General features: G+C 52.0%; 17 protein-coding genes and 3 tRNA genes. 16 read left to right on the top strand and 4 right to left on the bottom strand.

Annotated elements, in window-relative coordinates; all coding sequences use genetic code 11:
• Nucleotides 1-340: 340 nt before the first annotated feature.
• The 15 genes from K0H81_RS10670 to rplY all read left to right on the top strand — a co-directional run bounded on the left by K0H81_RS10670 (nt 341) and on the right by rplY (nt 14,199).
• Complete coding sequence (locus tag K0H81_RS10670) at nt 341-1,009, top strand: GntR family transcriptional regulator (RefSeq protein WP_160793627.1); 669 nt, start codon at nt 341-343, stop codon at nt 1,007-1,009.
• A 12-nt stretch (nt 1,010-1,021) separates the two neighbouring features.
• Nucleotides 1,022-1,900, top strand: coding sequence for a methylisocitrate lyase (gene prpB / locus K0H81_RS10665; RefSeq protein ID WP_220058307.1), 879 nt, complete (start codon nt 1,022-1,024; stop codon nt 1,898-1,900).
• A gap of 101 nt (nt 1,901-2,001) precedes the next feature.
• Complete coding sequence (prpC, locus tag K0H81_RS10660; RefSeq protein WP_011865619.1) at nt 2,002-3,126, top strand: bifunctional 2-methylcitrate synthase/citrate synthase; 1,125 nt, start codon at nt 2,002-2,004, stop codon at nt 3,124-3,126.
• Between the two features lie 86 nt (nt 3,127-3,212).
• Nucleotides 3,213-5,801: a Fe/S-dependent 2-methylisocitrate dehydratase AcnD gene (gene acnD / locus K0H81_RS10655; protein WP_220058306.1), complete on the top strand. Its 2,589-nt coding sequence runs from the start codon at nt 3,213-3,215 to the stop codon at nt 5,799-5,801.
• A gap of 58 nt (nt 5,802-5,859) precedes the next feature.
• The gene (prpF, locus tag K0H81_RS10650) at nt 5,860-7,029 is read left to right on the top strand and encodes a 2-methylaconitate cis-trans isomerase PrpF (protein WP_220058305.1); all 1,170 of its coding nucleotides are present in this window, start codon (nt 5,860-5,862) and stop codon (nt 7,027-7,029) included.
• 268 nt (nt 7,030-7,297) lie between these two features.
• Complete coding sequence (uvrY, locus tag K0H81_RS10645) at nt 7,298-7,942, top strand: UvrY/SirA/GacA family response regulator transcription factor (RefSeq protein WP_041407121.1); 645 nt, start codon at nt 7,298-7,300, stop codon at nt 7,940-7,942.
• Nucleotides 7,943-7,973: 31 nt separating this feature from the next.
• Nucleotides 7,974-9,803, top strand: a complete 1,830-nt coding sequence (gene uvrC, locus K0H81_RS10640; protein ID WP_220058304.1) for an excinuclease ABC subunit UvrC — start codon at nt 7,974-7,976, stop codon at nt 9,801-9,803.
• Nucleotides 9,804-9,850: 47 nt separating this feature from the next.
• Nucleotides 9,851-10,408 (top strand): CDP-diacylglycerol--glycerol-3-phosphate 3-phosphatidyltransferase, encoded by a 558-nt coding sequence (gene pgsA / locus K0H81_RS10635; protein ID WP_011865624.1) that lies wholly within the window; start codon nt 9,851-9,853, stop codon nt 10,406-10,408.
• A gap of 140 nt (nt 10,409-10,548) precedes the next feature.
• A tRNA-Gly gene (locus tag K0H81_RS10630) sits at nt 10,549-10,624 on the top strand.
• A gap of 12 nt (nt 10,625-10,636) precedes the next feature.
• Nucleotides 10,637-10,710, top strand: a tRNA-Cys gene (locus K0H81_RS10625).
• Nucleotides 10,711-10,749: 39 nt separating this feature from the next.
• A tRNA-Leu gene (locus K0H81_RS10620) sits at nt 10,750-10,836 on the top strand.
• A 206-nt stretch (nt 10,837-11,042) separates the two neighbouring features.
• A complete protein-coding gene (locus tag K0H81_RS10615; RefSeq protein ID WP_220058303.1) occupies nt 11,043-11,609 on the top strand; it encodes a prepilin-type N-terminal cleavage/methylation domain-containing protein in 567 nt (188 codons plus the stop codon).
• Nucleotides 11,610-11,738: 129 nt separating this feature from the next.
• Nucleotides 11,739-13,115, top strand: a complete 1,377-nt coding sequence (locus K0H81_RS10610) for a L,D-transpeptidase family protein (RefSeq protein WP_220058302.1) — start codon at nt 11,739-11,741, stop codon at nt 13,113-13,115.
• Between the two features lie 111 nt (nt 13,116-13,226).
• On the top strand, nt 13,227-13,775 hold the full coding sequence (mepK, locus tag K0H81_RS10605) for a peptidoglycan L,D-endopeptidase MepK (protein WP_220058301.1): 549 nt from the start codon (nt 13,227-13,229) through the stop codon (nt 13,773-13,775).
• Nucleotides 13,776-13,911: 136 nt separating this feature from the next.
• Nucleotides 13,912-14,199, top strand: a complete 288-nt coding sequence (gene rplY, locus K0H81_RS10600) for a 50S ribosomal protein L25 (protein ID WP_011865628.1) — start codon at nt 13,912-13,914, stop codon at nt 14,197-14,199.
• A 93-nt stretch (nt 14,200-14,292) separates the two neighbouring features.
• On the opposite strand, the gene K0H81_RS10595 is transcribed toward rplY, so the two are convergent.
• The 4 genes from K0H81_RS10595 to sodB form a co-directional block, all read right to left on the bottom strand.
• Entirely contained in the window at nt 14,293-15,825 is a 1,533-nt protein-coding gene (locus tag K0H81_RS10595; protein WP_144199089.1) for a SpoVR family protein, read from the bottom strand.
• Between the two features lie 8 nt (nt 15,826-15,833).
• On the bottom strand, nt 15,834-17,102 hold the full coding sequence (locus K0H81_RS10590; RefSeq protein ID WP_144199091.1) for a YeaH/YhbH family protein: 1,269 nt from the start codon (nt 17,100-17,102) through the stop codon (nt 15,834-15,836).
• Between the two features lie 47 nt (nt 17,103-17,149).
• Nucleotides 17,150-19,084 carry a PrkA family serine protein kinase gene (locus K0H81_RS10585; RefSeq protein ID WP_220058300.1) on the bottom strand — a complete coding sequence of 645 codons (1,935 nt, stop codon included), beginning with the start codon at nt 19,082-19,084 and terminating at the stop codon, nt 17,150-17,152.
• Nucleotides 19,085-19,538: 454 nt separating this feature from the next.
• Nucleotides 19,539-20,123, bottom strand: a complete 585-nt coding sequence (sodB, locus tag K0H81_RS10580) for a superoxide dismutase [Fe] (protein ID WP_011865632.1) — start codon at nt 20,121-20,123, stop codon at nt 19,539-19,541.
• Between the two features lie 231 nt (nt 20,124-20,354).
• Between sodB and K0H81_RS10575 the strand changes: the two genes are divergently transcribed.
• Nucleotides 20,355-20,705, top strand: coding sequence for a Grx4 family monothiol glutaredoxin (locus tag K0H81_RS10575; RefSeq protein ID WP_011865633.1), 351 nt, complete (start codon nt 20,355-20,357; stop codon nt 20,703-20,705).
• Nucleotides 20,706-20,720 lie beyond the last annotated feature (15 nt).

Genomic DNA, 20,720 nt, shown 5'->3' with positions numbered 1-20,720 from the left:
TCCCACAGAGGTTAATTATTTCCGCTTATAAAACATTTTGTCGACAATCAGACTGTTTAAGTAGCATTTTTAGTTTTTCTTTAAACAGAGGCCTAAGTCACATCTTTTAGGCATTAAGAACGCGATTCACAACAGCGATTAGCCCCCTTTATTCAAATCGAATTGCCTGTTTAATGACCGCTTCCTCGTTGGGTTTTATCCGTCGATCAAATGCAAGGCGTTAAGACTTTAGTCGAAACAGACCTCTTTTTGTCGACAATTTTCCGGTTTTAGCTTGAGAAAGTCGATTGTGAAGGCTATATTGTCGACAACTAATTGTTTGACGGCGATCACATTCACCATGACCCGATACAGCCAAACCCCCGTGACAACGGCAGATAAAACCTTTTATCAACTCAGGCAAGACATTGTCGAAGGGGTCATTGCTGCGGGTGCCAAGCTAAGTGAGACAGAATTGTCGACAACTTATGGTGTCAGCCGAGCAGTGATCCGCGAGGCGATCAATCGTCTCGAGTCTTGTCATATCGTCGAGCGTCGGGCTAACGTTGGCGCGAGGGTGGTGGCGCTCAGTGAAGAGGGGCTACTGGCCCTGTATGAGATCCGCGAATCCCTCGAGGGAATGGCCGCACGTCTGGCGGCGAAGAACATGAGCGATGAAGAGATAGCCGAGCTCGAAGCCCTGCTGGTCAGCCATTTTCAAGACGTCAAACAGGGTGAATCCTATTACCAAGAGGCCGGCGATGTGGACTTTCATTACCGCATCATATTGGGCAGCAAGAATAAGCACCTTATCTCTATGTTGTTCGACGGCATCTATCATCTGGTGCGTATGTACCGCGTTCAGCTCGGCATGGCGGGGCCTAGAGTTACCACCGCCTATGACGAACACAGGCATATAGTGCAGGCCATTGCCAATCGCGATCAGGAGCTGGCCGAGATGCTGATGCGCAGACATATCACCTATTCAAGAAACAACATCAGAAACAAACTCTCATCAATTCAGTCATAAGAGGAAGCGAGCATGAGCGCAGGAAAGAAATTCCGTCAGGCCTTGGCCGACAACAAGCCATTGCAGATCGTCGGAACCATTAATGCCTACACGGCCATGATGGCCAAGCAGATCGGTCACAAGGCGATCTATCTCTCTGGTGGCGGGGTAGCCAACGCCTCTTATGGTCTGCCGGATCTGGGGATGACCTCACTAAACGATGTGATCGTCGACGTGCAGCGCATCACCTCTGCCTGTGATCTGCCGCTGCTGGTGGATATAGATACAGGTTGGGGCGGGGCATTTAACATCGCCAAGACTATTAAAGATATGGAAAAAGCCGGCGCCGCGGCCGTGCACATGGAAGACCAGGTCGCTCAGAAGCGTTGTGGTCACCGTCCTAACAAGGAGATTGTCTCTGTTGAGGAGATGGTAGATCGTATCAAGGCGGCGGTCGATGCGCGCACTGATCCCGATTTCTTCATCATGGCCCGCACCGATGCCTTTGCTCAGGAAGGACTGGAAGCTGCCATCGAACGTGCCAAGGCCTATGTGGCTGCTGGCGCCGACGGTATCTTCGCCGAGGCAGTAAAGACAGAAGAGCATTACCGCGCTTTTGCCGAAGCCTTAGATGTGCCTATTCTGGCCAATATCACAGAATTTGGTCAGACGGAGCTGTGGAATCGCGAGCAATTAGGTCAGTGGGGCGCGGCCATGGTGCTTTATCCATTGAGCGCCTTCAGAGCCATGAACAAGGCGGCAGAGAATGTATATCAAACCATTCTGCGCGACGGCGACCAGAAGGCGGTAGTTGATACCATGCAGACCCGCATGGAGCTCTATGACTATCTTGGTTATCACGCCTATGAGCAGAAGCTCGACAGCCTGTTTGCCGAAGGTAAGAACAAGTAACACAGCCTGGCTCGCCAAGGGCGAGTCAGATTGACAGCATACCCCCTACAACCTAGATGATGCAGTACTAGGGATAGACAAAAATATAATAGGAAGACGTTATGGTAGATAAAAAATTAGGCGGCGCCGGACTACGTGGACAGAGTGCTGGCGAAACGGCGTTATGTACAGTGGGAAAATCAGGCTCAGGTTTAACCTATTGTGGCTATGATGTGTCGGATCTGGCCGATAACGCCACCTTCGAAGAGGTTGCTTACCTGCTATTTAATGGCGAGTTGCCAAATGCGGCGCAGCTGGATGCCTACAAGAGCGAGCTGATGTCGATGCGCGACCTGCCTCAGACCCTCAAAGAGGTGCTGCAGCGCATCCCGGCTGATGCCCATCCCATGGATGTAATGCGCACCGGCTGCTCTTTCCTGGGTAATCTTGAGCCAGAGACAGATTTCAGCCAACAGAACAAGGCGGCTAACCGTCTGCTGGCAGCGTTTCCTGCCATCATGTGTTACTGGTACCGTTTCAGCCATGACGGCGTCGAGATCGACTGCGTGACCGACGAAGACTCGCTAGGTGGCCACTTCCTTAAGCTGCTTAATGGCAAGACGCCATCGGATCAACATCGCCGCGTGATGGACGTGTCGCTGATCCTCTACGCAGAGCACGAATTCAACGCATCGACCTTCACCGCACGTGTCTGTGCCTCGACCCTGTCAGACATGTTCTCTTGTATCACAGGTGCTATCGGTTCGCTGCGCGGCCCACTGCATGGCGGTGCCAACGAGGCTGCTATGGAGATGATCCAAAAGTTCAGCTCGCCAGAAGATGCCAAGGTGCAGATGGCTGGCATGCTGGAGCGTAAAGAGAAGATCATGGGCTTTGGTCACGCCATCTACCGAGAGTCAGATCCGCGCAACGTGATCATCAAGGCCTGGTCTGAGAAGCTGGCGAAAGAGTTTGGCGATACCTCACTCTACGATATCTCTGTGGCCTGTGAAGAGTATATGTGGGACACCAAGAAGCTGTTCTGTAACGCCGACTTCTTTCATGCGTCAGCCTATCACTTCATGGGGATCCCAACTAAGTTGTTTACCCCTATCTTTGTCTGCTCGCGCCTAACCGGCTGGGCAGCCCACGTGATGGAGCAGCGCGCCAACAACCGCATCATCAGACCGAGCGCGGACTATATCGGCTCTGCGCCGCGTAAAGTGGTGCCAATCAGCGAAAGATAAGCCTAGATACCAGCCCCTCTGCCTTTAAAGGCTCAGGGGCTGTTTTGGTTTGCTTGCTTCAACTCTTAAATCGTTTGGATGATTTTATGAACTCTTTACATCGTAAACCGCTTCCCGGCAGCGCGCTCGATTACTTTGATACCCGCGCCGCCGTTGAGGCCTTAAGCGCAGGCGCCTATGACAAACTGCCCTATACCGCTAAGGTGCTGGCAGAAAACCTGGTAAGACGCTGCGACCCCGAACTGCTTAACGACGCCCTCAGTCAGCTCATCGATCGTAAGCGCGATCTCGACTTCCCTTGGTACCCGGCGCGCGTGGTGTGTCACGATATTCTCGGCCAGACGGCTCTGGTTGACTTGGCAGGCCTGCGTGATGCCATCGCCGAGAAGGGCGGGGATCCGTCCAAGGTTAACCCTGTGGTGCCGACTCAGTTGATCGTGGATCACTCGCTGGCGGTTGAACATGCGGGCTTCGAAAAAGATGCCTTCGAGAAGAACCGCGCGATTGAAGATCGCCGTAACGAAGACAGATTCCACTTCATCAACTGGACCAAGACGGCCTTTAAGAATGTCGATGTGATCCAGCCCGGCAACGGCATCATGCATCAGATCAACCTGGAGAAGATGTCGCCGGTGATCCAGGCCCGTGACGGCGTGGCCTTCCCCGATACGCTGGTGGGTACCGACAGCCATACGCCTCACGTGGATGCGTTGGGCGTTATCGCCATAGGCGTGGGCGGTCTCGAAGCCGAGAACGTCATGCTGGGTCGCCCATCCTACATGCGTCTGCCGGACATCGTCGGTGTCGAGCTGACGGGTAAGCGTCAGAGCGGCATCACGGCCACGGATATCGTGCTGGCACTGACTGAGTTTTTACGCCAAGAGAAGGTGGTTTCAGCCTATCTTGAGTTCTTCGGTGAAGGGGCTGCGGACCTCACCCTTGGGGATCGCGCTACCATCTCCAACATGACGCCTGAATTTGGCGCCTCGGCGGGTATGTTCTATATCGATCAGCAAACTATCGACTATCTCACCATCACGGGTCGTGATAGCGAGCAGGTCAAGCTGGTGGAAAACTACGCCAAGACCACAGGTCTGTGGGCCGATAGCCTGAAAGATGCCGAGTATGAGCGGGTGCTGACCTTCGATCTCTCCAGCGTTGTGCGTAATATCGCCGGTCCTTCTAACCCGCATCGCCGCGTGGCAACCAGCGAGCTGGCCAGTCAAGGCATCGCCGGTGTGGTTGAGCAGGACGAGAAGCTGATGCCGGATGGCGCTGTGATCATCGCCGCCATCACCAGCTGTACCAACACAAGTAACCCAAGAAACGTAATAGCAGCGGGCTTGCTCGCCAAGAAGGCCAATGAGCTTGGCTTAGTGCGTAAGCCCTGGGTGAAAACCTCTTTCGCGCCTGGCTCTAAGGTGGCCGAGCTTTACTTAAAAGATGCGGGGCTTCTGCCTGAGCTGGAGCAACTAGGCTTTGGTATCGTAGGTTTTGCCTGCACCACCTGTAACGGCATGAGCGGGGCACTTGACCCTGTGATCCAGCAAGAAGTGATCGACAGAGACTTGTACGCTACCGCCGTATTGTCGGGCAACCGTAACTTCGACGGTCGTATCCACCCCTATGCCAAGCAGGCGTTTCTGGCCTCGCCGCCATTGGTGGTGGCCTATGCTATCGCGGGTACCATCAGATTCGATATTGAGAAAGATATCTTAGGTCAAGATGACAAGGGCGAGCCGATTCGCCTCAAAGATATCTGGCCGAGCGATGAAGAGATCGATGCCATCGTCAAGGCGAGCGTTAAGCCGCAGCAGTTTAGGGATATCTACACCCCTATGTTCGACCTAGCGGTGGACTATGGAGAGGATGTGAACCCTCTGTATGATTGGCGTCCACAGAGTACCTATATTCGTCGTCCTCCCTACTGGGAAGGCGCGCTTGCCGGTGAGCGTACCCTGAAGGGCATGCGTCCGCTGGCGGTACTTGGGGATAACATCACCACAGATCATCTCTCGCCTTCAAACGCCATCTTGGCTAGCAGCGCCGCCGGCGAATACCTGGCGAAGATGGGCCTACCCGAGGTGGACTTTAACTCTTATGCGACCCATAGGGGCGACCACCTGACGGCCCAGCGTGCGACCTTTGCCAACCCTAAGCTGATCAACGAGATGGCGTTGGTGGACGGTGAAGTCAAGCAAGGCTCACTGACTCGCCTCGAGCCAGAAGGTGAGGTGATGCGTATGTGGGAGGCGATCGAGACCTATATGGATCGTAAGCAGCCGCTGATCATCATCGCCGGCGCCGACTATGGTCAGGGTTCGTCCCGCGACTGGGCGGCCAAAGGGGTGAGACTGGCTGGGGTTGAGGCGATTGTCGCCGAAGGTTTCGAGCGTATTCACCGTACTAATCTGGTGGGTATGGGCGTACTACCGCTGGAGTTCAAGGCCGGTGAAAACCGTCACACCTATGGCATCGACGGTAGTGAAACCTTCGATGTGATTGGCTCGCCGACACCTAGGGCTGATCTGACGCTGGTGATCACCCGTCAAAATGGCGAGCGTGTCGAGGTGCCGGTGACCTGTCGTCTGGATACCGCCGATGAGGTACTTGTCTATCAGGCGGGCGGTGTGTTGCAGCGCTTCGCGCAGGACTTCCTCGAAGCGAACGCCTAAGGGCAGTCAATAGCGGGTAAGGCGATTATGCCTTACCTGCTTCTTAAAGGATAAGTCAATGAAACAGATGAAAATTCCGGCAACCTATATGCGCGGTGGCACCAGCAAGGGTGTCTTTTTTGCGTTAAAGGATCTGCCTTTAAATGCCCAGCAGCCGGGTCCGGCCCGTGATGCCTTATTGCTTAGGGTGATCGGCAGTCCAGATCCCTACGGCAAGCACACGGACGGCATGGGCGGCGCCACGTCTAGTACCAGTAAGACGGTGATTCTGGATAAGAGTCAACGCGATGATCATGACGTGGATTACCTCTTCGGTCAGGTGGCCATAGACAAGCCGTTCGTCGATTGGAGTGGTAACTGCGGTAACCTGACCGCGGCGGTGGGCGCCTTCGCCATCACCCAGGGCTTGGTGGATAGCGCTAAGATCCCAGACAACGGCACAGCCGTGGTGAAGATCTGGCAGGCCAATATCAACAAGACCATCATCGCCCATGTGCCTATGGTGGATGGTGAAGTGCAGGAGCTGGGGGATTTTGAGCTCGATGGGGTGACCTTCCCGGCGGCAGAGGTGCTGGTGGAGTTTGTCGACCCCGCCGATGGCGAGGGTGATATGTTCCCTACGGGCAATCTGGTCGACACGCTGGAGGTGCCGGGCGAGCCTGTCTTCGATGCCACCTTTATCAATGCCGGTATTCCTACCATCTTCCTTAAGGCGGAGCAGCTGGGTTACCAGGGCACTGAGTTGCAGGAGGCGATCAACGGCGATGCGGCCGCGCTTGAGCGCTTCGAAACCATACGCGCCCACGGCGCCTTGCAGATGGGGCTGATTCAGTCTCTTGAGGAGGCCGCTGGTCGTCAACACACGCCCAAGATAGCGTTTGTTGCTCCGGCTAAGGCCTATACCTCCTCTAGCGGTAAGCAGATCGCTGCAGATGAGATAGACCTGCACGTGCGCGCGCTGTCTATGGGCAAGCTGCATCACGCCATGATGGGAACGGCGGCGGTGGCCATTGGCACGGCGGCATCGATTCCCGGCACCTTAGTCAATCAGGCGGCCGGCGGGCAGGCCCGTGAGAGCGTGCGTTTCGGTCATCCCTCAGGGACCCTCAAGGTGGGCGCCAAGGCAAGCGAGCAAGATGGTCGCTGGCAGGTCGAAAAAGTCAGCATGAGCCGCAGCGCGCGCGTGCTGATGCAAGGCTGGGTCTGTGTGCCCGAATCCTTGGGGTAAGACAATATTCACTCAATAAAAGGATGCCTCGGCATCCTTTTTCGTTTTCAGATGATAGTGCTTTAGTATGAAGGGCAGCTAGGACTTAAGGTTGAGTGCTATAATTGTTCCTTAAGCTTCCCGGCGGATAAAAATAGTTCACTTATAATTCATATGCTTAGTTGCACTTAATTTCCGCTTTCTTCTTAACCCCATTTGGGATAAATTACAATCTGTTGCCGACATGCCGTCTATGTGGGCCGAGTATTAGCTGAAGGGTAGATTGAAGTTGATTTCTGTATTTTTAGTTGATGACCATGAGTTAGTAAGAACAGGAATCCGCCGCATCCTAGAGGATGAGCGCGGTATCAAGGTTGTCGGCGAAGCAGGTGATGGTGAATCTGCCGTGCAGTGGTGCCGTAATAACGAGGCTGACGTGATCCTGATGGACATGAATATGCCTGGCATTGGCGGACTCGAGGCGACACGCAAGATCCTGCGCTATCAGTCCCATGCCAAGATCATCGTCTTGACCATACATACCGAAGATCCTTTCCCGACCAAGGTAATGCAGGCGGGCGCCTCAGGTTATCTGACCAAGGGAGCGACGCCGCCCGAGGTGATACAGGCAATTCGTCAGGTGGCACATGGCCAGCGCTATCTCTCGCCGGAGATTGCCCAGCAGATGGCTTTGAGTCAGTTCAATCAGTCGGAAGATAACCCGTTTAAGTCCTTGTCTGAGCGCGAATTGCAGATCATGATGATGATCACCAATGGTGAGCGGGTTAGCGATATCTCTGAGCAGCTCAACCTGAGCCCTAAGACGGTCAACAGCTATCGTTATCGTTTATTTGCCAAGCTTGGGATCAGCGGCGATGTCGAGCTGACCCGATTGGCGATCCGCTACAAGATGTTGGATACCGGCCAGTTCTAGTGTTAACCCGCGTGACTTTTATGGCCTCGATGTGACAGATAGCTTTAATGCGACCCAGTTTTTAAAAACCGTTTCCTCCTCTGCCGGCGTTTATCGCATGTACGATGCTCAGGGGGTCGTTATCTATGTGGGCAAGGCCAAAGATCTCAAGAAGCGCCTCAGCTCCTATTTCAGGCGTAATCTGCCTAACGTCAAGACTCAGGCATTGGTGACTCACATTGCCAATATCGATGTGACTCTGACCCCCAGCGAAACCGACGCGTTGATACTGGAAAACGATTACATCAAGCAGTACATGCCCAGATACAATGTGCTGTTTCGTGACGATAAGTCTTATCCCTATATTTTCTTGAGTGGCCATCGTCATCCAAGGCTTGCCTATCACCGCGGGCCTCAGCGGGAGAAGGGGCACTATTTCGGTCCCTATCCCAATGGCGGCGCGGTGCGCGAAAGCCTGCATCTGATGCAGAAGCTGTTTCCTATCCGTCAGTGTGACGATCTTTACTATAAGGCGCGCTCTCGTCCCTGTTTGCAGTATCAGATCGCCCGCTGCAGCGCCCCTTGTGTGGGTAAGATAAGCGATGAAGATTATGCCGAGCAGGTTAAGCTTGCGAGCCTGTTTCTGCGGGGCAAGGATCAACAGGTGATCGCCACCTTGGTGGGCAAGATGGAGCAGGCGGCTATGGATCTCAATTATGAGGATGCCGCCCGTTATCGCGACCAGATCAGTGCGCTTCGCCGCGTAGCCGAGCAGCAGGAGGTATCCAGCGACTCTGGCGACATGGATGTGATTGGCGCCTACTACGCCTCGGGCATCGCCTGTTTCCATCTGCTGTTTATTCGTAACGGTAAGATCTTCGGCAGTCGCAGCTATTATCCTAGCGTGCCGGACGAGACTGAGGTCAGTGAGGTGCTACGCGCCTTCATGTTGCAGTTTTATCTGAATGTCGACAGTCAGCGCACGCTGCCGAGAGAGATAGTGGTCAGCCATGAATTTGAAGATATCCATGAGCTGGAGGAGGCAATTGCTCAGGCCTCCAATAGACGCCTGCTGATCAAGACCAAGGTGCGCAGCGAGCGCGCCAGTTTCCTGCGTATCGCCGATGCTAACGCCAAGAATGCGGTAGAGACTCGTCTGTCTCACCAAAATACCGTCGAGGAGCGTTTCTTACTGCTGGAAGAGGCGCTGGAGCAGAGTCAGGCGATCAATCGCATGGAATGCTTCGATATCAGCCATACCATGGGGGAGAGCACTGTGGCTTCCTGTGTGGTGTTTAATCGCGAAGGACCGAGCAAGGGAGAATATCGCCGCTATAATATCTCTGGCATCACTCCGGGAGACGATTATGCGGCGATGAAACAGGCGATCGGTAGGCGCTTCGATAAGATAGAGGCAGACGGCAAGATCCCCGACATCCTCTTTATTGATGGCGGCATGGGACAGCTGAGGATCGCTCAGAAAGTCGTTAATGAAAAGTTTGCTCACCTGGATGTGGCACCGACGCTCATCGGTGTGGCAAAGGGGGAGGGGCGCAAGCCCGGACTCGAGACCCTCATCTATGGCGAGAACGAGGTGGCCTTTAGTCTACCGGCTGATTCCGGCGCGCTGCATCTGATCCAACATATTCGCGACGAGTCACACCGTTTCGCGATAACCGGCCACCGTAACAAACGTCAGAAGACCCGTAATACCTCGACGCTCGAGTCTATTCCTGGGGTGGGGCCTAAGCGTCGTAAGGCGTTGTTGCAATACTTAGGTGGTTTACAGCAGGTTAAGGGGGCCAGCGTAGCGCAATTGTCTAAAGTGCCAGGCATTAGCCTAGAAATGGCACAAACAATACATGATGCGTTGCGAGGGTGAGAAAATTAAGGCAAGATTGGCGCTGCTTTTAGATAATTGGTTTTCACATGCCGTTTAATGTACCGATAGCTCTCACATTTTTTAGATTAATATTACTACCTGTTTTTGTAGTGCTTTTTTATGTGCCTTACACTTGGTCACCCTTTGCGGCTGCGTTCGTATTTTGGCTGGCGGCGGTGACCGATGCACTAGATGGCTATGCGGCGCGAAAATTACAGCAATCAACCCGTTTCGGTGCATTCTTAGATCCTGTTGCCGACAAGATCATGGTGACCACGGCGTTGGTGCTGCTGGTCGCAGAATATAAGAGTATCTGGCTGACCCTGCCGGCGCTGTTTATGATTGGTCGTGAGATAGTGATCTCAGCACTGCGTGAATGGATGGCCGAGATTGGTAAGCGCGGCGCGGTTGCCGTGTCCTGGATAGGCAAGTATAAGACGGCGGCGCAGATGGTGGCGATCATAGGCCTTATCTGGAAGCCTAATGAGTTTCTGACTTATACGGCGATGGCACTGTTTTACGTGGCGGCTATCCTGACGTTTTGGTCCATGGTGAGCTACATTATGGCCGCCTGGGCGGATCTCACAGACGAATCGAACAATTAAAATGCAATGCGATCACTTAGTGTCCAAACAGTGCATTAAGGTGAAATAGGGCGTTGACACTTGAGGGTAAATCGGTAGAATGCCAATCCGCAGTCAGGGGAAAGCTTGTTAAGACTCTGACGCGGAATAAGATGAAGTAAGCGACATTAGCTCAGTTGGTAGAGCGATACCTTGCCAAGGTATAGGTCATCGGTTCGAACCCGATATGTCGCTCCAATCTTAACCTAAGGCGCGATGGCAGAATGGCTATGCTGCGGATTGCAAATCCGTCGATCTCGGTTCGACTCCGGGTCGCGCCTCCACTTTATGTTTTAGTGCAAATATGCGGTAAAACACACTTTGCCCGAGTGGTGGAATTGGTAGACACAAGGGATTTAAAATCCCTCGCTGGTAACAGCGTGCCGGTTCAAGTCCGGCCTCGGGTACCATCAATTGATGACAAAATAGCCTCAACGTAAGTTGGGGCTTTTTTGTTTGTTCACTAACAATCTTCTATTTAATTATTAAAAATCATGCGCCTATCGCATTTTACACTTTTGCCAGCTGGGATTTCGCTAAAGGCGTAATACAATTATTGGAAGAATCGTTTTAATGCATTCTTTTAATGTGTTAGTTATTAAGGTCTTGAATTCAGATGCGTAGAGTTAGCGGATTTACCCTGATTGAGTTAGTGGTGGTGATTGTCGTGTTGGCGATACTGGCCGTGGTTGCCTTGCCAAGGTTTATTTCTGTGGGCCAGGATGCCCACGACAGCGCGGCGAAGGGAGCGTTTGCCGCCTTTAGCTCTGGTGTGTCCCTCTATCACAGCTGCTGGGCGGCTGCGGGGGCGAGTGGTCATGTGGTGGATCTTGCCTGCTTTGATGACGGTACTATCGATTCGACCACCACAGGCTTTCCGCTGGGGCAGACAACCCAGGCAGATGGTAACAATGGTACCTTGTTGCAAGGGGAGTTCTGCCGTCAACTTTGGGAGGGCTTGTTAGATAATAATGACTACCAGTTGGCGCCACATGGTGATGCGGCGTTTGGCGGCGGTAACGATATCGTCTATTGGTTCTCTGGTGGCGACATCAGTAATAGCAACACCTATTGTTACTTTAACTATATTCGCGACAACAGAGCAAAAGGCAGTGAAAACTGGCAGTTAAGGTACTATCCAGGCACGGGTAAAACCTTAATCACACGTTCGACCCTCAGCTAACACGGGTCCTAGCCTTCTTTTTCAACATACCTGGTTTGTTTGGACTGGGCATTAGCTTATAAAAAATCCGTCTTTAGTCGCCTAGGTTGCCCTGTCAACTATGAGCCATAATTATCCAAGGAGGTTTTTATGGCTTTGAGACGCATTTTCATATTGCTTCTGCTGTGTTGGTCATGCTTAGGCGTTGCCGATGAGCGTCTCGCTGCGGCAAATCAGGCGTTGCTCGATCAGGTGGAAGTGATCCACCTTGCCAGTGCCTCCAGCGAGTTTGAGCGCTACCGTGAGCAGCTTAGCGCGGAAGGAGCGCTCTCCCCTGCAAGGCTCTATACCATAGCCCAGGCCGCCGCTCAGTTTTGGCAGCGCCAAGGCATAGCGACCGGCGAGTTTCCTTTGGCGCCTGACGATCCCTATACCAGCGTTATCGCCAGCGAGCCCCAGGTAGCCGATTATCTGATGCTGAGTAATCGCGTGCGCTATCTTCTTTGGTTGGCACGCCATGAGTCCTGGTTGCCACTCGAGCCCCAGGGCTGGCTAAAGCCCGGTGACAGTCATAGAGTCATCCCCGATATTAGAGTGCGACTGCAGGCCTTGGGGGACTATCCCCAGGGGGATACCAGTGGCCTCTATTTTGATGAGACGTTAAAAGTGGCCATGATCAAATTTCAGACCCGCCATGGCCTCAAGCCTGATGCCATCATAGGCCCCGCAACCCTGAGTTGGCTCAACCGCACTCCCAGAGAGCGTGCTCAGCTCTTGGCGGTTAACTTTATCCGCCGGGCCGAGTATCTGGCTGACATAGGCAAGCGCTATCTGCTAATTAATATCCCCGCCTATGAGATGTGGTTGGTGGATGATAACCAGGTGGCACTCAGGTCTAAGGTGATCGTCGGTAAGCCCTATCGCCAGACGCCTATCATCAGCGGCGAGATAAAGAATCTGGTGCTTAATCCCAGCTGGCGGGTGCCGCGCCGCTTGTTGACCCATGATCTCCTGCCCAAGGTGAGAGAGGATGGCAGCTACATCAGCAGCCGCAACTTTGAGGTGTTTGACTATCAGGGAGAGCGGGTCATCAAGAGTGATGATGAATGGCGCGACATCGCCAAGGGTAAGTTTCCCTATCGTCTGGTGCAAAAGCCTGGGGTTGGAAATACGCTGGGACGCTACAAGTTCTTCTTTCCTAACGAGTACAGTGTCTATCTACACGATACCTCAGACAAGGCGCTGTTCCAGCGCAGTGACAGGGCGCTCTCATCGGGTTGTATTCGGATCGAAAAAGTTGAACAGTTAGCCAACTGGATGGCTTCGCATCTGGTGCGTGACAAGCAGACCTGGGTACGTATGCAAATCGAGCGAGATAAGACCCAGTGGTTTGCCTTCGATGCGGGCCTACCTATACATCTAGTGTATTGGACCTCCTGGCTGGATGACGACAATGTTGCCCAGTTTAGAGACGACATATACAAAAAGAATCAAAATATTAGTCTGAGTCTGCACGCCGCCAAATAGCCGCTAGCCCAGTGTTTATCTGGCCTCTGGCAGAAAGTAACACTTGATCTCCCCCTAAATTAAGGTTAACTTGTCCGCTGTTTTGGTTAAAAAGTAAACGGTGGTGTTGATGTGACGATAGTTTGTCCTGCGCGTAGGCAGTTGTTATTAGGCCTAGGTGGTGTAGCAATGTTTTCTATGGTGCCGTCTAAAGCGCGAGCGAGTCGCTCGACACAAGGAGTAAGATCCCTAGGGTTTTACAATAGGCATACAGGAGAACGGGGGCAGGGAAGCTATTGGATCGATGGTGATTATCAAACAAATACCTTGAATGATTTTAATCACCTGTTGCGGGATCATCGTCAAAACGAGACGGCGCCCATGGATAAGCGCCTATTCGATCTGCTTTTTTCGCTGAAGCAGACCCTAAAGGTCGACGAAGATTTTCATGTGATCTCAGGATATCGCTCGCCTAAGACTAATCAGATGCTGGCCAATCGCAGCTCAGGGGTGGCGAAGAAGAGTTATCATATGAAGGGGATGGCGATGGATATCGCACTGCCTGACGTCAACCTTAAAGATCTGCGTGATGCGGCGATCTCTCTAAAACTCGGCGGTGTTGGTTATTACCCAAGCTCAGGCTTTGTGCACGTCGATACCGGCCCCATCCGTACCTGGTAAGCTAAATGCCGGCTTTGACTCACTTAAGGTTTGTTAAAGCCGGATCACTGTGCTAGTATTCGCTCGCTTTAAATGAGGTCATCGTTGGTCGAAAGCGATGGCCACCTATATTACTATTGATTTAAGTGAGTAAATTATGTCTTACACAATTACCGCACAAACCCGCACTGAAATTGGGAAAGGTTCGAGCCGCCGCCTACGTCATGCTGGTAAAGTTCCTGCAGTTATCTATGGTGCGGGCAAAGAAGCCGTTTCTATCGAATTCGAACACCGTTCAATCATCAACATCCAAACTAACGATGATTTCTACAACAGCGACATCACTATCGTTCTAGACGGTAAAGAAGTTAAAGTTCGTGTTCAAGCTATGCAACGTCACGCGTTCAAGCCTATGATCGAGCACGTGGATTTCAAATTTGCTTAATAGCGGATCTGAAATGAGAAAAGCGCCTTAGTGGCGCTTTTTTTATGCCCTTATTTCCCGTATCCATTCACCCATTCCCTTTTTTCTATCCCCCTAAGAAGCAGGATCAGATTCCGAGAGCTTTTCCGGGCAGCTGGCGATCACGATAGGCTCGCCCTGATCGTTAATCTCTTCCAAGGTCACATTGAAGCCCCAGAGCCTGTGCAGGTGTTTGACCACCTGCTGGCAGCTCTTATCCAGTGGAATACGATTGATGGGTATATAGCGCAGCGTCAACGAGCGATCGCCTGAGATGGCAACGCTCTGCACTTGAATGTTAGGTTCAAGGTTAGACAGGTTGTACTGTTGGGACAGTGTCTGGCGGATCTCTTGGTAACCCAGGTCGTCATGGATCGCAGAAATACTGAGATAGTTTTTCTTGTCATCGTCTAAGATACTGAAAAACTTGAACTGGCGAATGATGTTAGGTGACATATATTGGCTGATAAAGCTCTCGTCTTTAAAGTTTTCCATGGCGAAGTGCAGGGTATCGAGCCAGTTGCTGCCGGCGATATCGGGAAACCAACGTTTATCCTCGTCGGTGGGCGACTCGCAGATGCGGCGGATGTCGACAAACATGTTAAAGCCCAGTGCATAGGGGTTGATGCCTGAATAGTAGGGGCTGTTATAGCTCGGCTGGGCGATCACATTGGTGTGGTTTTTCAAAAACTCTATCATGAAGCGGTCGGAGACCAGCCCCTCGTCGTAGAGGTGGTTGAGAATCGTGTAGTGCCAAAAGGTGGCCCAGCCTTCATTCATCACCTGGGTCTGCCTCTGAGGATAGAAATACTGTCCCATCTTTCGCACGATCCGCACTATCTCCCGCTGCCAGGGTTCGAGTAGCGGGGCATTCTTCTCGATGAAGTAGAGGATATTCTCCTGGGGCTCGGCGGGAAAATTGGGGGCGCTCTGCTGCTTTTGGGTGTCCTGTGTCAGGGGGATAGTGCGCCAAAGATCGTTCACCTGGCTCTGCAGGTAGGCCTCACGTTCTTTCTGGCGTACCTTTTCCTCTTTGAGTGAGATCTCGCTGGGGCGCTTGTAGCGATCGACGCCGTAGTTCATCAGGGCGTGACAAGAGTCTAACACTAACTCTACCTGATCCTCACCATAGCGCTCCTCACACTCCCTGACATAGTTTTTGGCAAACACCAGATAATCGATAATAGAGCTGGCGTCGGTCCAAGTCTTGAACAGATAGTTGCTCTTAAAAAAGCTGTTGTGGCCGAAACAGGCGTGCGCCATCACTAGCGCCTGCATGGTAATGGTGTTCTCCTCCATCAGGTAGGCGATACAGGGATCTGAGTTGATCACTATCTCGTAGGCCAGCCCCATCTGGCCACGCTTATAGCCTTGCTCGGTTTCGATAAACTTCTTACCAAAGGACCAATGGGTATAGCCTATGGGCATGCCGATCCCCGCATAGGCATCCATCATCTGCTCGGCGGTGATCACCTCTATCTGGTTCTTATAGGTATCCAGACGGTAGTGATCCGCCACCCGTTCGATCTCGGTGAGATAAGATTCCAGTAGCTCGAAGGTCCAGTCCGGGCCGTCATCTAATACAGTGCGCTTCTTTTTTGAACTCATAAGGCCCCCTAAACAGCTTGTTTCTTAAACAGTTCTCTAAATACAGGGTAGATGTCCTCGGCCTGTTTAATGTGCTGAACTGCAATATTATCGTGAGTCTTCTGTAGTCCTTCGTATTCACGCCACAGGGTTTGATGGGCGCGGTTGGTGATCTCGATATAGCTAAAGTAACGCACCACAGGTAGCAACTTACGCTCGAGGATCTGGCGGCAGGTAGGGGAGTCATCGGCCCAGTTGTCGCCATCCGATGCCTGGGCCGCATAGATGTTCCACTCGCTCTCTGGATAACGCTCACGCTGGATCTCATGCATCAGCTTGAGCGCACTGGAGACTATGGTGCCGCCGGTTTCCTGGGAGTAGAAAAACTCGTGTTCATCCACCTCTTTTGCCTGGGTGTGGTGCCGTATGTAGACCACCTCCAGATTCTTATAGGTACGGGTGAGAAACAGATAGAGCAGGATATAGAAGCGTTTGGCCATATCTTTGGTGGCTTGATCCATAGAGCCAGACACATCCATGAGGCAGAACATCACTGCCTGGCTCGAGGGCACCTCGCGCTTGGCGAAATTGTTGTACCTGAGATCGAAGGTGTCGATAAAGGGCACCTTGGCAATCTTGGCCTCAAGCTCCGCTATCTGCTCCTTCAAGGCGATGATCTTCTCCGCCTCCGAACCGGGTGTCTGCTCTAGTGCCTCCAGCTCTGCTTTTAGCTCTTTCAGCAGCGCCTTCTTCGAGGAGGACATGGCGATCCGCCGTGCCAGGGATGAGCGCAGCGAGCGAATGATGTTGATGTTGGCGGGCACGCCATCATTGGTAAAACCGGCGCGATAGGTTTGATACTCCACTAGTTTATTGAGGCGATTGCGCTGCAGGTTAGGGAGTTCGAGATCTTCAAACAGCAACTCCAAATATTCATCTTTGGAGATTTGAAATACGAAATCGTCCTGGCCCTCGCCTGAATTAGACGCATCCCCCTGACCGCTGCCTTGTCCACCGCCCTGGGGCGGACGCTCCACCTTATCGCCTCGGGAGAACTGATCATTACCCGGATGCACCCGCTCGCGCATGCCCCCTTGTCCCTGATGAAAGGTGGGCTCGCTGATATCCCGGGTCGGGATACTGATCTTCTCGCCTTTATCTATGTCGGTCACGCTGCGCCGGGTCACGGCATCACTGACGGCCTTCTTGATCTGTTGCTTATAGCGGTTGATAAAACGTTGACGATTGACTGTACTCTTTCCCTTAGTATTCAATCTTCTATCGATAAAATTAGCCATGCGCACCTCCCAAGACTAGCGGGGAGCAAGCTCCCCGTGTACGGGTATCAAGATGATTTACGAACCCGTAAATACCACTCAGACAGGAGTCTGACCTGTTTCTTGGTGTAGCCTTTCTCCATCATACGATTGACGAAATCGTCGTGCTTACGCTGATCGTCTGTGGAGGTCTTGGTATTGAATGAGATAACCGGCAGCAGATCTTCTGTGTTGGAGAACATCTTCTTCTCGATGACAGTACGCAGTTTCTCGTAGCTGGTCCACAGCGGGTTAGAGCCTTCGTTGTTGGCCCTGGCGCGCAGCACGAAGTTGACGATCTCGTTGCGGAAGTCTTTCGGGTTACTGATCCCCGCAGGCTTCTCTATCTTCTCAAGCTCGGCGTTGAGGGCGGCGCGATCGAACAGCTGACCTGTCTCTGGGTCCCGGTACTCCTGATCCTGGATCCAGAAATCGGCGTAGGTGACATAACGGTCGAAGATGTTCTGGCCATATTCCGAATAGGATTCCAGGTAGGCGGTCTGGATCTCTTTACCGATGAACTCGATATATTTAGGGGTGAGATAGCCTTTTAGAAACTCCATGTAGCGCTCTGCCGTCTCGGCGGGGAACTGTTCCTGTTCGATTTGGCGTTCCAGCACATAGAAGAGGTGCACAGGGTTGGCGGCGATCTCACTGTGATCGAAGTTAAACACCTTAGAGAGGATCTTAAAGGCGAAGCGGGTAGAGAGCCCTTGCATCCCTTCATCCACGCCGGCATAGTCGCGATACTCCTGATAAGACTTGGCCTTAGGATCGGTATCTTTCAGGCTCTCGCCATCATAGACCCGCATCTTAGAGTAGATGGAAGAGTTTTCCGGCGCCTTGATGCGTGACAGCACGCTAAATTGGGCCAGCGTCTCTAGGGTATACGGCGCACAGGGCGCCTGAGCCAGCTCTGAGTTGGTGAGCAGTTTCTCGTAGATCTGGATCTCTTCTGACACCCTCAGGCAATAGGGCACCTTGACTATGTAGACCCTATCTAAGAAGGCCTCGTTGGTCTTGTTGTTTCTAAATGTGGTCCATTCCGACTCGTTAGAGTGCGCCAGAATGATGCCGTTGAAGGGCAGGGCCGACAGGCCTTCGGTGCCGTTGTAGTTACCCTCCTGGGTGGCGGTCAGCAAGGGGTGCAGCACCTTGATCGGCGCCTTAAACATCTCAACGAACTCCATCAGGCCTTGGTTGGCACGGCACAAGGCGCCCGAGTAGGAGTAGGCATCGGCGTCATGCTGGGCGTAGTGCTCCAGCTGACGGATATCCACCTTACCGACGAGCGATGAGATATCCTGATTATTCTCATCACCTGGTTCTGTCTTGGCTATCCCAATCTGATCAAGGATGGCGGGGAAGACCTTGACCACCTTGAACTGGGAGATATCGCCGCCAAACTCATGCAGGCGCTTCACCGCCCATGGCGACATTATGGTCTTGAGGTAGCGCTCGGGTATGTTGTATTCGCTCTTAAGCAGCTCCCCATCCTCCTCCGGATTGAACAGACAGAAGGGATGGTCGTTGACTGGGCTGCGTTGGCCATTGGCGCTCAGTACATAGATGGGCACTTTCTGCATCAATGACTTTAGTTTCTCGGCCAGGGAGGACTTACCGCCGCCCACAGGGCCGAGGAGATAGAGGATCTGTTTCGACTCTTCCAGTCCCTGGGCCGAGTGTTTGAGGTAGGCGACGATCTGCTCGATAGAATCTTCCATGCCGTAAAAATCTTTAAAGGCGGGATAGCGAGAGATTAGCCTGTTGGAGAAGATGCGGCTAAGGATCGGATCCTTAGAGGTGTCTATGACCTCCGGCTTACCTATGGCCGTAAGTAGTCGCTCGGCCGCCGATGCGTAGGCGATCCTGTCTTCTTTACAGATAGCCAGAAACTCTTGTAGTGAATACTCTTCATCTAATTTTTTTTCATAGCGCTGTTGATAATGCTCGAAAATGCCCATGTTCCACCCCCTGAAAAACCAACGGTATGTCTTAAGGGACAACTGAAAATCAGTGACCTACTACTAATAATAGTCCTTAAACGAGATCTGGGTATCAAAAAAGACAATAAAAACAATGACAAACAGTTGCAAATGCAATTGTTGCAACTGTAGTGGCTTGTCTAGGCTAGTTTGCTTAATTAGCTTTGGGGCTGCCTAGTTATGGAGGAATGGAGAGTAAGAGCGGTGATGAGGCATCGAATTTAAGAGACTATTATCAACAGAAGTTGAGTGTGTATTTGAGTGAGTTCTTGAGGGGGAATATGCGAGCGGAATTGGTTACTTAGCAATGAATTTAACTCGTTCAAGTAGCTCGAAATGCGTTGCTAGCCTGAGTTAGCGTAAGGGGCTAAGGTTTTTGCCAGGCAATAAAAAAGGAGCCGGGTGGCTCCTTTTCAAATCTGGTCGAATTAGATTAAGCAGCGAAGTTGCTGTTAACGAATTCCCAGTTAACCAGGTTCCAGAACGCCGCCATGTAATCAGGACGTACGTTACGGTAATCGATGTAGTAAGCGTGCTCCCAAACGTCAACAGTCAGAAGGGGTGTAACACCTTCGTCAGTCAGTGGGGTAGCAGCGTTGCTAGTGTTAACGATGGCCAGGCTACCGTCAGCTTTCTTCACTAACCAAGTCCAAGCGCTACCGAAGTTGTTAACGGCTGCATCGGTGAACTGTGCCTTGAATGCATCGAAAGAACCGAAGGCTGCGTCGATAGCTGCGGCGATGTCGCCAGTTGCTGCGCCGCCGGCGTTAGGTGCTAGACAGTTCCAGTAGAAAGTGTGGTTCCAGATTTGAGCTGCGTTGTTGAAGATGCCGCCAGTAGAAGTTTTAACGATCTCTTCTAGGCTCTTTTCGGCAAGTTCAGTACCTTCAACAAGACCATTTAGTTTCACTACATAGGTGTTGTGATGCTTACCATAGTGATACTCGATGGTTTCCTGGGAAATATGGGGCTCGAGTGCGTTCTTCGCATAAGGCAGTGCTGGTAATTCAAAAGCCATGTTTTTTCTCCATTGACATTCAATTGTCTTTTTAGGTTTGCTCACAGAGGCACATTCTACCTGATAAAGTTGTGATGTGAATCATTGTTTGTTTGATTTTTTAGATTAATTCAATCGATAACCTAACTCAGTGAATAACCCTGAAAAAAGTAGGTTTTCGTTATCTGTGAACCTAGCGTACAATAGGCTAAATTTGTTGACGTAGCTTTGCTGCAAAATTTAGGAAAGAAGATGGACACAAACGAAACTGTAGAAAAAATCAAACAGCAAATCGCTGAAAATCCTATCATCGTTTACATGAAAGGGTCTCCTAAGCTTCCTAGCTGTGGATTTTCTTCGCAAGTGGCGCAGATCATGATTAACTGCGGTGCTCAATTTGCCTATGTTGATATTTTGCAGCATCCCGATATCCGTGCCGAGCTGCCTAAATACGCGAACTGGCCAACCTTCCCACAGCTTTGGGTAGAAGGTGAGCTGATTGGTGGTTGCGACATCCTGACCGAGATGTATCAGAAGGGTGAACTACAGACTCTGATCGCCGATACGGCGGCCAAATATGCTGATCAAGAGGGTGAGGCTTAATCTTAATTGAGCCAA

This window comes from Shewanella halotolerans, assembly GCF_019457535.1.
Lineage (GTDB): Bacteria > Pseudomonadota > Gammaproteobacteria > Enterobacterales > Shewanellaceae > Shewanella > Shewanella halotolerans.
This window is presented reverse-complemented; position numbering and strand designations above follow the sequence as displayed.